This window comes from Aquabacterium sp. (assembly GCF_035476535.1).
In the GTDB taxonomy this organism is placed as follows: domain Bacteria; phylum Pseudomonadota; class Gammaproteobacteria; order Burkholderiales; family Burkholderiaceae_C; genus Pseudaquabacterium.
On sequence record NZ_DATILJ010000047.1, the window covers coordinates 1 to 10,148 of the forward strand.

The 10,148-nt window shown below is 66.9% G+C and carries 10 protein-coding genes and 1 pseudogene; 2 read left to right on the plus strand and 9 right to left on the minus strand.

The window, feature by feature from the left end; translation table 11 throughout:
• From VLK61_RS04890 to VLK61_RS04920, 7 genes are all read right to left on the minus strand, one after another.
• On the minus strand, positions 1–2,057 hold a 2,057-nt coding region (locus tag VLK61_RS04890), incomplete at its 3' end, for a 3'-5' exonuclease (RefSeq protein WP_325418873.1).
• Between the two features lie 37 nt (positions 2,058–2,094).
• Positions 2,095–2,466, minus strand: a complete 372-nt coding sequence (locus VLK61_RS04895) for a response regulator transcription factor (RefSeq protein ID WP_325418875.1) — start codon at positions 2,464–2,466, stop codon at positions 2,095–2,097.
• Entirely contained in the window at positions 2,463–5,123 is a 2,661-nt protein-coding gene (locus tag VLK61_RS04900; protein ID WP_325418877.1) for a sensor histidine kinase, read from the minus strand. Before VLK61_RS04900 ends, VLK61_RS04895 begins: the two co-directional genes overlap by 4 nt.
• A 13-nt stretch (positions 5,124–5,136) precedes the next feature.
• Positions 5,137–5,340, minus strand: coding sequence for a hypothetical protein (locus tag VLK61_RS04905; RefSeq protein ID WP_325418878.1), 204 nt, complete (start codon positions 5,338–5,340; stop codon positions 5,137–5,139).
• A gap of 21 nt (positions 5,341–5,361) precedes the next feature.
• Entirely contained in the window at positions 5,362–6,792 is a 1,431-nt protein-coding gene (locus VLK61_RS04910; RefSeq protein ID WP_325418879.1) for a putative nucleotidyltransferase substrate binding domain-containing protein, read from the minus strand.
• Between the two features lie 77 nt (positions 6,793–6,869).
• Entirely contained in the window at positions 6,870–8,597 is a 1,728-nt protein-coding gene (locus VLK61_RS04915; RefSeq protein WP_325418881.1) for a cation acetate symporter, read from the minus strand.
• Complete coding sequence (locus tag VLK61_RS04920) at positions 8,594–8,902, minus strand: DUF485 domain-containing protein (RefSeq protein WP_325418882.1); 309 nt, start codon at positions 8,900–8,902, stop codon at positions 8,594–8,596. Before VLK61_RS04920 ends, VLK61_RS04915 begins: the two co-directional genes overlap by 4 nt.
• A 223-nt stretch (positions 8,903–9,125) precedes the next feature.
• Here VLK61_RS04920 and VLK61_RS04925 point away from each other — a divergent pair, with 223 nt between their 5' ends.
• Both VLK61_RS04925 and VLK61_RS04930 read left to right on the plus strand, forming a co-directional pair.
• A complete protein-coding gene (locus VLK61_RS04925) occupies positions 9,126–9,275 on the plus strand; it encodes a hypothetical protein (protein ID WP_325418884.1) in 150 nt (49 codons plus the stop codon).
• A gap of 184 nt (positions 9,276–9,459) precedes the next feature.
• Positions 9,460–9,585 (plus strand): annotated as a pseudogene (locus VLK61_RS04930) (amino acid ABC transporter substrate-binding protein); the annotation flags it as partial.
• 19 nt (positions 9,586–9,604) lie between these two features.
• On the opposite strand, the gene VLK61_RS04935 reads toward VLK61_RS04930, so the two are convergent.
• Together VLK61_RS04935 and VLK61_RS04940 are read right to left on the minus strand one after the other, a co-directional pair.
• Entirely contained in the window at positions 9,605–9,775 is a 171-nt protein-coding gene (locus VLK61_RS04935) for a hypothetical protein (RefSeq protein ID WP_325418885.1), read from the minus strand.
• A gap of 76 nt (positions 9,776–9,851) precedes the next feature.
• Positions 9,852–10,148, minus strand: a 297-nt coding sequence (locus VLK61_RS04940; protein WP_325418887.1) for an MFS transporter, incomplete at its 5' end; no start/stop codon positions are given.

Below are 10,148 nucleotides of genomic sequence, written 5' to 3' on the forward strand. Positions count from 1 at the left end.
GTGACCAGGGCATCGCCCAGCGCCGTGTGCCGGCCTAGCAGCGTGATTTCGAAGCGCTCGGCGATCGCCTCCAGCTCGTGCGAGCGCTGGTTGGGATGCACCAGCGCCGACAGCAGGAGGGTGTCCAGCACCGGTTGGCGAAAGACGATGCCCGTGTCCGCTTCCTTGAGCTGGAGGAACTTCAGGTCGAAGGCCGCGTTGTGCGCCACCAGCACCGTGTCCTGGGCGAACGCATGGAAAGCCGGCAGCACCTGGTCGATGCGCGGCTTGCCGGCGACCATGTCCTGGGTGATGCCGTGGATACGGAGCGAGGCATCGCCGATCATCCGCCCGGGATCGACCAGCTGCTCGAAGCGCTCGTGCCGCAGCAACCGGCCGTTGACGATGCGCACGGCGCCGATCTGGATGATTTCGTCGCCGCTGGCGGGCGACAGGCCGGTGGTTTCGGTGTCGAACACGGTATATGCCAGGGAAGACAGCGGGCGATCGTCCAGTTCGCTGCTCTCGGGTCGGGCACCGAACAGGTCGAAGTCGTAATACTCCGGTCGGCTGCCGCTTTGCACCATTTCTTCTTCCGGCGATTCCTGTCCGCTGGCCACGGGCAGCAGGAAGCGGAAAAAGGCCTGGTGCCGCACGCGCTCGCGCTCGAACCACATTTCGCCGCCGTGCCGCTCGACCACGTCGCGCACCGACAAGGGCGTGCTCTCGGCCTCGAAACGCATCGGCTCCCGCTCCCAGCTCATCACCGTTTCATTGCTCATCGCATGGCCGGACCAGATCAGATCCAACTGGGCGCGCTCGCCCGCCGCCTTCAGCCGCAGCTGCAGGAACCGAACATCGAATTCGTCGACCAGTCGGCTGGCCAGATAGCTCAATGCCTGCAGCAGCGAAAAGCTGTCCACTCGCAGCCAAAGGGCCGGATCGACCTCGTCCACCGAAGCCGGCCGGCCGCAACAGCGCTCGATCTGCCGAATGGCGGCGGCGACCAGGTCGGACCCCAGCATGTCTTCCAGCGGCCAGCGTGCCTTGAGTCCCTGCACCGCGCGCTGCGCCAGTCCGGCGATGCGCGCGCTCATGGCTGCCACCTCCTCGCGCACCACGCCCAGGAAGCGGTCCCGCATCTCGGGCTCCACGTCGGGCAGCGCAAGCATGTCCACCGCCGCCTGCATGTTGGCCAGCGACGAGCGGCTGCCTTCGCTCAAACCGTGCAACAGCCGATCGCGTATGGCCTCCTCCTCGAAGCTGCGGGTCACGTTGTCCAGCATCATCACGAAGCCTCCGATGTCGGCGGCGCCGTCGGCCGAGGCCTCGCCGGTCTGCACCGGCGCCATCTGCACCCGCAGCAACTGTCCGGCCGGTGTAGCCGTGACGAACTGCGTCGACGGGCTGGCGGCACCGCGCGCCATGCGGTTGCGGATGTTTTCGAGCGCATGGGCCACCAGGTTACGGTCGAACACGCCGTAGATGGAACGGCCGATGCCGATCAGCTCGGCGCCGCCGGCCTGTTGCGGCGCATGCGACAGCGCCTTGAACTGCAGCCTGGCGCGGCTGTTGTACAACAGGATGCGGCCATCCAGGTTGCAGACCACGACGCTTTGTGTCAGCTCGGCCATCAGCGCGGCAAGCCGGTTGCGCTCCTGTTCGATGCCCAGGCTGGCCTGCCGAATCTGCGCGGCGACGTCGGACCGCAGCGCGCTGCGCTGGCGCGCCAGCTGGTTGAACAGGCCGGCCAGCGCCCGCGTCTCGGCGCTGCCCGCGGGTTCGATCTCGCGCGCCGCGTCGGCCGCGGCGACCAACACGCCGGCCTGTTCGGCCAGGCGGGCGGCCGAGCCGACCCAGTGCCGGTAGGCACTGCGCAGCAGCGCCCCCATCGCACCCGAGAGCACCAGCCAGGCGAACAGCAGCAACGCGCCGCGGGACTCGAGCATCGCCGTGAAGGCCGCTCGCTCGGCCGGCTCGAGCGTTCCGGCAAGCAGCAGCACCACGCCGGCCGCGATTATCGCGAGCAGCAGCCCGGGAGCGAGTGTCGCGATCAATTCGCGGCGGTCGACCTTCATGACATCCCTGCACGGAAGGGGCTGACGCGGCAATGCATCATGCCGCCCCCAGCAGCTCGCGCACCTGCTCGGCCAGCTTGCTGGTCGAGACCGGCTTGGTCACGTAGGCATCGGCACCGAGCGCGGTGCCCTTGGCGATATCGGTGTCGCGCCCCTTGGCGGTCAGCATCACGATCTTCACGCCGGCCAGCGACTCGTCGGCGCGCACCGCCTGGCACACCTCGAAGCCGCTCATGCCCGGCATCATCACGTCCAGCAGCACCAACGCGGGGCGCTCGCGCCGGATCGCGGCCAGCGCCTCCGGCCCGTCGCGCGCGACGGTGACGGCGTACCCCTCACGCTTCATCAGGTATTCGAGCGAAATGACGATGTTCGGCTCGTCGTCGGCGATCAGTATCTTGTGGGTCATCGTGTCGTCTCCTCATGCTGCCACGGCAGCTCGAACCCGAAACAGGCGCCTTGCCCTGGCTCGGACTTCAACCACATGCGGCCGCCGAATTGTTCGACGATCTGGCGGCTGATCGGCAAGCCCAGGCCGGTGCCCTGCGGCCGGTGGTTGACAGCGCCTCCCTGGCGAAACTTTTCGAACACCAGCTGCTGCTGATCCGGCGCCACTCCGGGGCCGTTGTCGCACACTTCGATGGTGGCGCAGCGAGCGTCACTGCGCAGCCGCACGATCACCCGGCCGCTGTCCTGCGGCACGAACTTCACCGCATTGGACAGCAGGTTCAGCAGCACCTGCAGCAGCCGGTCGCGGTCCGCGTGCAGCACCGGTACCTGTGCGGGCTGCTCGACCCGCAGCTGCGCGCCACGCTCGCGGAACGTTTGGGCGGTGGTCTGTACCGCATGCGCGATCAGCTCGCGCAGGTCGATCGCATCGCTCCGCCACTCGGCGTTGCCGGACTCGATCTTCGCCATGTCCAGCACCTGGTTGACCAGGCGGCTGAGGCGCTCGGCTTCCGTGACCACGAGGTCCAGAAACTGCTGGCGCTGCGGTGCGTCCATCCCGGGCTCGTCGCGCATCAGCTCGGCGAACGCACGGATCGAGGTGAGCGGCGTGCGCAGCTCGTGCGTCACCGAGGACATGAAATCGTCCTTCAGCCGGTCCAGGCTTTCGAGCTGCCGGTTCAACGCCCGCACCTGCGAGGCTTCGTCGAGCATGCGCAGGATGTCCTCGGTGCCCAGCGGCTCCTCCTCCACGACGCTGGCCATCACCGCACGCGCCGACGCGCTGCCGATAGCGCCCGCGAGCTGCGTCTCCACATGCTGGACCAGCCGCGCGTCAGGCTCGATCCGTTCGATCTTCGGGACACCGGTCTGCCGCGCATAGTCGGCGAACAGCCGCTGCGCCGCATCCCCGCCGAGAAAGCGCGTCGCCAGTCGCTGCAGCTCGGCGAGCCGGGCGCGCCCGCGCCAGAACACCGGCGCCGACGCGGTTCGCTGGAATATGTCGACGAACAGCAGCGACTGGCCGGCCTCGCGCGCCGACGGCGCGCGCGCCAGCGACACCATGGCATAACAGCCGGCGTTGGCCAACAGGCTCCACAGCAGCGCATGCGTGAGGCTGTCCAGGCCGGTCAGACCGAACAGCTGCTCGGGGCGCAGCAGCGCGATGCCAAAGGGCCCGTCCGTCATGAACGCGGTCGCAAGCCAGCCCGACTTGGCGATCGATGGCAGCAGCAACGTCCAGGTCCACAGCGCGAATCCGATGGCCAGGCCGGCCAGCGCACCGGCACGGGTAGCGCCCTTCCAGTACATGCCGCCGAGCAGCGCCGGCGCAAACTGCGCGACCGCGGCGAAGCTGATCAACCCGATGCTGACCAGCGCGTAGGCCTCGCCGGCGATGCGGAAATACAGATAGCCCAGCAGCAACAGCCCGACGATGACGATTCGCCGCAGCACCAGCGGCAGCGCGCTCAGGTCGCCCGCGCTGCGGCGGCGCAGCCGCAGCACCAGCGGCATCAACAGGTCATTGCTGACCATGGTGGAGACCGCGATCGCCTCGACGATCACCATGCCGGTGGCTGCCGACAGCCCGCCGATGAAGGCAACCAGCGCCAGCAGCGGCTGGTCGAATGCGAGCGGCAGCGACAGCACGAACGTTTCGGCGTCGGCGCCGCTCTTGCCGAAGTGCAGCAGCCCGCCCAGTGCGATCGGCAGCACGAACAGGTTGATCAGCAGCAGGTACAGGGGAAAGGCCCACGTGGCGCGGGTGAGGTGGCGTTCGTCGACGTTCTCGACCACCATCACCTGGAACTGGCGCGGCAGGAAGATCACCGACAGCATGGCCAGCAGCGTCAGGGCAAACCACTGGCCGCCGGCGAATCCGCTCTCGCCGCCGAGGCCGAGCAGCGGCTTCAGGTCGGCGCGCGCCGCGGCCTGCGCAAAGATGTCGCCCGGCCCGTCGAACAGGCCCCAGCAGACGAAGATGCCGACGCCCAGAAACGCGACCAGCTTGACCACCGATTCGGCGGCGATCGCGGCGACCAGCCCTTCATGGCGCTCGCTGGTGTCCAGATGGCGAGTGCCGAAAGCGACCGTGAAACCGGCCAGCACCAGGGCGATGTACAGCGTGCTGTCGCGCCACCACGGCACGTGCGCCATCGCCGTCTCTCCGGGGAGCGTCGTAAGCAGCGCCAGCCCGCTGGCGATCGCCTTGAGCTGCAGCGCCACGTACGGCAGGATGCCCACCAGCGCCATCAACGTGACCAGCGCGGCCAGCGCGCGGCTCTTGCCGTAGCGGCTGGAGATGAAGTCGGCGATCGACGTGATGCGGTAGGTGCGCGCGATACGGATCATCTTGCGCAGCACCGAGCCGGCCAGCAGCATCGCCAGCGTCGGTCCGAGGTAGATCGGCAGGAACCACAAGCCGGACGCGGCGGCGCGGCCGATGCTGCCGAAATAGGTCCATGCGGTGCAATACACACCCATCGACAGCGTGTAGATCCAGGCATTGCCGATCACGGAACGGCCGGCACGGGCACGGCCGTCCGCGAAATACGCGATCGCGAACAGCAACATCAGATAGGCGAACGATACGGCCAGGACCAGGGGGGTCGAAAGCATGTTCGCCGCTCCGTCAGTCCTCACTGGCGCCGGTTTCGCTGATCCAGGCGGCGGCGCCGATCAGCAGCGCCCAGCCGCCGAACAGCGCCGCCGGCATCAGCGGCATGCCCCAGACGGTGAGGTCGCGGTCCCACAGCGTCAGCAGCGGAAAATTCAGCAGCAGCCAACCGGCCGCGAACAAGGCGAACAGTCGTTGGCTGCGAAGCGGGTTGGACATGGCCCTGGCCTTCTGCCCCTTCTACAGTGCGTCGAGCCGGAACCGCTGGCGCAGCAGCACCCGGAACCGCTTGTTGATCGCCAGTGCGCCCTTCAGTTGGTCGCGCTCCATCGTGCTCAGGGCCGACGGCTGCACCAGATTGCCCGGTGTCTGGCCAGCTGCACGCTGGCGCAGTTGGTGGCGCAACTTCAGCTCCATCAGGAAGTACAGCGCTTCGAGCAAGTCGCGGCCGATGTCGGCATCGAGCAGCTCGCGTTCGACGAGGCGGCGCAGCCGCTGTGCGGTTCCGGGCTCGCGCACGCCGTGCTGCAGACACAGCGCGCGCACGCCGTGCACGATCGGAAAGGTGCCGAGTTTTTTCAGGTCCAGCGGCTGCTCGTCGCTGCGCGAGGTCAGGCGCGTCCACAGGCTCGGCGGTTCGTCGAACTGGTCGGCCGCAGCGGCGAAGCGCGCGAGGAACGCGTCCCCGCCGGCAAGGATGCGGTCGAAGTGCTGGCGTACGGCCTGCAGCAGGGTGGCATCGCCGGCCACCGGCACAGCGTCGAAAAAGATCGCCAGGTGCATCGCACCCTGCGGATCGGGGCTGTAGATCCAGTCGCGCAGCGTCTCGCGGAAGTGGGCCACGCTGCCGCGCCACAGCGGGTTGGCCAGCATGATGCCGCCGGGGCAGGGCGGATAGCCGAATTCGGCCAGCGCCTCATTGAAGCGCGCGGCGATCTCGGGAAGTTGCGGCAGCTCGTAGCCGTCGCGCAGCAGCAGCGCGTTGTCCTGGTCGGTCTTCAGGATCTGCTCGCCGCGGCCTTCACTGCCCATGACCAGCAGGCAGCTGTTGGCGACCAGCTCCGCCGGCGCCAGCAGGCTCCACAAGCGCTCGATCAGGCGCTGGTTCAGCGCGCCGACCAGCCGCGAAATGCGTTCGATACGCATGCCGCCCTCGTGCAGCAGCGTGATCATCGCGTCGATGCGATCGGCGGCGGCCTTCAGATCCGCCATCGAGGCCGCTTCGTCAATCTGCGCCGCGACGATATGCGAATGGTTCGCGACGAAGCTGACCAGGTCGAGCTGTCCGATCACGCCCAGCACCGTGTCACCGTCACGCACCAGAAGCCGGTGCACCCGGTGGCGCACCATCAGCCACAGGGCCTCGTACAGCTCCGCATCGGCATCAATCTCGATCAGCTCGAACTGCGACACGTCGCGCACCGCCAGCGTGGCAGGCGGCTGGTCGCGCAGCAGCGCGTCGCGCAGGTCGGTGGTGGTGAACAGGCCCAGGCGCGTGCCGTCGCGCACCAGCGTGTACGTCACGCCCTGCTGCGACAGCAAGCGGCAGACCGACACCAGGTCCAGCGAGCCGTCGACGTAGACGGGCTTGCCCACGTATGCGTCTCGCACGCGGGCGGTCACCAGCGAGAGCATCTCGCGCTGCGATTCGGTTCCGCGGGAGTCCGGCATGGAAAGACAAAAAAGAAGCTGGACAGCAGCCAGTGTAGCCGCTGTCCCGCCCGCTTGGACCCGTGAGTCCTCGACCGTCAGTGGCCGCTCGAGCGCGCGGCGCCGATGCCGGTCTCCGAGCGCACCTGCTGCGCCAGGAAGCCTGCCCGGTCCTGCTGCGCGCGCGCGCCGCGGTCGAGAATCGAGAACAGCCAGATGCCGACGAAGCCGATGGTCATGGAGAACAGCGCCGGGCTGGTGTACGGGAACAGGGCCGAGCCCTTCGGGTTGCCAAGCGTGGCTTCCCACACCGACGGCGAGACCACGGTCAGCGCGACCGACGAGATCAGCCCCAGGAAGCCGCCGATCACCGCGCCCTTGGTGGTGCAGTCCTTCCACAGCACGCTCATGAAGAGCACCGGAAAGTTGGCCGAGGCGGCGATGGCGAAGGCAAGGCTGACCATGAAGGCGATGTTCTGCTTCTCGAACGCGATGCCCAGCAGCACGGCCACGATGCCCAGGCCCACCGTCGTGATGCGCGAGACCTTCAGCTCCGACGCGCTGTCGGCCTTGCCCTGCTTGAACACCGTGGCGTACAGGTCGTGCGACACCGCCGAAGCACCGGAGAGCGTCAGCCCCGCCACGACGGCCAGGATGGTGGCGAAGGCCACAGCGGAGATGAATCCGAGGAAGATGTTGCCGCCGACGGCGTTGGCCAGGTGGATGGCGGCCATGTTGCCGCCGCCCGTGAGCGCGCCCTTGGCGTCCAGGAACTCGGGGTTCGTCAGCACGAAGGTGATGGCGCCGAAACCGATGATGAAGGTCAGCAGGTAGAAGTAGCCGATCCAGCCGGTCGCCCACATCACCGACGTGCGCGCCGCCTTCGCGCTGGGTACCGTGAAGAAACGCATCAGGATGTGCGGCAGGCCGGCGGTGCCGAACATCAGCGCCATGCCGAAGCTGATTGTGGAGATCGGGTCCTTGACGAAATTGCCCGGCCCCATGATCGACTGGCCGATGGCCGTAGCCACCTCGGCGGTCTTGCCATCCTTCAGCGCCAGGTCGGTCTTGATCTTGACGGCGCCGGCGAACATCGCCTCGGGCGAGAAGCCGAAGTACCACATGACCGACGCTGCCATGAAGGTCGCGCCACCGAGCAGCATGCAGGCCTTGATGATTTGCACCCAGGTCGTGGCAGTCATGCCGCCGAACAGCACATACACCATCATCAGCGCGCCGACGATGACGACCGCCATCCAGTACTCCAGGCCGAACAGCAGCTTGATCAGTTGGCCCGCGCCCACCATCTGGGCGATCAGGTAAAAAGCTACCACGACCAGCGTGCCCGAGGCGGCGAAGACGCGCACCGGGGTCTGCTTGAAGCGGAAGGCCGCGACGTCGGCGAAGGTGAACTTGCCCAGGTTGCGCAACCGCTCCGCCATCAGGAAGGTGATCACCGGCCAGCCGACGAGGAAACCGATCGAATAGATCAGACCGTCGAAACCCGCTGCCATCACGGCCGCGGAGATGCCCAGGAAGGACGCCGCCGACATGTAGTCGCCTGCGATCGCCAGGCCGTTCTGGAAGCCGGTGATGCCGCCCCCGGCGGTGTAGAAGTCAGCCGCGCTCTTGGTGCGCGCGGCCGCCCACTTGGTAATGAACAGCGTGAACAGGACGAACACGCCGAACATCCCGATGGCCGTCCAGTTGGTGGCCTGCTTCTGCGCCTGGCCGAGGTCTGCGCCGGCCGCATGCGCGCCCGCAACCAGGGCCAGCAATGCAAAGGTGCCAAGGACAGCCTTGCTGGAAAACGAAAGGCGGCTCATTTCAGCACTCCACGGGTGATCTGCTCGGTCAGGTCGTCGAACTCGCTGTTGGCGCGCTTGACGTAATAGGCGGTGATGGCGACGGTGAAGACGATCACGCCGAAGCCGAGCGGGATGCCCAGCGTCATGACGCCATCGCCCAGGCGCTGCGACACCAGCGGCTTGGCGAAGGCCACCAGCAGGATGAAGCCGTAGTAGGCGACCATCATCGCCAGCGTCAGCCACCAACCGAAGCTGCTTCGTTTGGCCTTCAGCTCCTGGTATTTCGGGTTGCTCGCGATGCGCTGCACCAGATCGTCTTCCATGTCAGCTCCTTGCGGTGGTTCTCGGCCGGCACGACCGTTGGTTGATATTGCGATTCTGAACTGACTTCGCTCTGACTCACAGCAAATAACGTCATGGCCGAGTCTTGACGAGCATCAAGGCTGCAGCCTTGACCCCCAGCTATCGTAGGCGCGACAACCACTATGGGCACCGCGCCCGTGCGACAGCAGCGCTACCGAGCTCATCAGGGAGCAAGCCAGAAGCATGCGTTCGGGCACCGACCTCTGGCTGCTGCGCGGCGTCTACCAGCTGGCGGCATGCGAGCACTGTGAAGCCGAGGCAAGGCGGCGCGTCAACGACCTGCTGCCCGCGTTCGAGGGCTGGGTGCCCCCAACCGCCATGGCGCTCGTCTGATGCTGAGCCGCCAGGGGGGACGTTCGAACACTCGACAAAGAGCCCCGGCACGCCGGGGCTCCTCATGCAATGCTCCGAGGGGCCATCAGTCGTGGGCGTAAATGTCCACGCTCTTCGTTTCCTTGTTGAACAGCGTGCCGATGACGAAGGTCGCGGCTGGGGAGAGAACTCCCGCGGCGTCATGGCCCTGGAGGGCATGCGCAAGTTCGATCTGGGCGGGCTGGAAGTGAGCTACTCGCCCGAAGACCACACGGGCCTGGGTTTCGCCGACTTGTCCATCATCGGCAACGACGGCAAGTTCAAGCGCTGAACAGTTCTGTCCGCGGCCGTCAGGGCTTGGCGGCAGGCGCGGCCGGGGCCGCAGCGGCCGCGGGAGCCGGCGCGTGCACCGCGTCGGCGCCGTGCTTCTCACCCGCCATGTCGAGGCTGTCGCCGCCCTGCATGATCACGAACATCGCCAGGCCGGCAAATACAACAAATCCAACGGCGATCTTCCACATGATGGTCTCCTGATCAAATCAATCTACAAAGGACCCCGGTTGCCCCGAGGCCCTTCATGCACTGATCTATCAGCTATCAGTCCTTGGCGTAGATGTCCACGTCCTTGGTTTCCTTGATGAACAGCGTGCCGATGACGAAGGTCGCGGCGGCGATGATGATCGGGTACCAGAGACCGTTGTACATGTTGCCGGTCTGCGCGACGATGGCGAACGCGGTGGTGGGCAGCAGGCCGCCGAACCAGCCGTTGCCGATGTGGTAGGGCAGGCTCATCGAGGTGTAGCGGATGCGGGTCGGGAACATTTCCACCAGCATGGCGGCGATCGGGCCGTAGACCATGGTCACCAGGATCACGAGGTACGTGAGGATCACGAC

Coding starts and splice junctions, on each gene's coding strand:
- VLK61_RS04920 (WP_325418882.1), bottom strand. CDS start 8,902: ATGGAAGACGATCTGGTGCAGCGCATCGCGAGCAACCCGAAATACCAG.
- VLK61_RS04905 (WP_325418878.1), bottom strand. CDS start 5,340: ATGTCCAACCCGCTTCGCAGCCAACGACTGTTCGCCTTGTTCGCGGCC.
- VLK61_RS04900 (WP_325418877.1), bottom strand. CDS start 5,123: ATGCTTTCGACCCCCCTGGTCCTGGCCGTATCGTTCGCCTATCTGATG.
- VLK61_RS04925 (WP_325418884.1), top strand. CDS start 9,126: ATGCGTTCGGGCACCGACCTCTGGCTGCTGCGCGGCGTCTACCAGCTG.
- VLK61_RS04935 (WP_325418885.1), bottom strand. CDS start 9,775: ATGTGGAAGATCGCCGTTGGATTTGTTGTATTTGCCGGCCTGGCGATG.
- VLK61_RS04910 (WP_325418879.1), bottom strand. CDS start 6,792: ATGCCGGACTCCCGCGGAACCGAATCGCAGCGCGAGATGCTCTCGCTG.
- VLK61_RS04895 (WP_325418875.1), bottom strand. CDS start 2,466: ATGACCCACAAGATACTGATCGCCGACGACGAGCCGAACATCGTCATT.
- VLK61_RS04915 (WP_325418881.1), bottom strand. CDS start 8,597: ATGAGCCGCCTTTCGTTTTCCAGCAAGGCTGTCCTTGGCACCTTTGCA.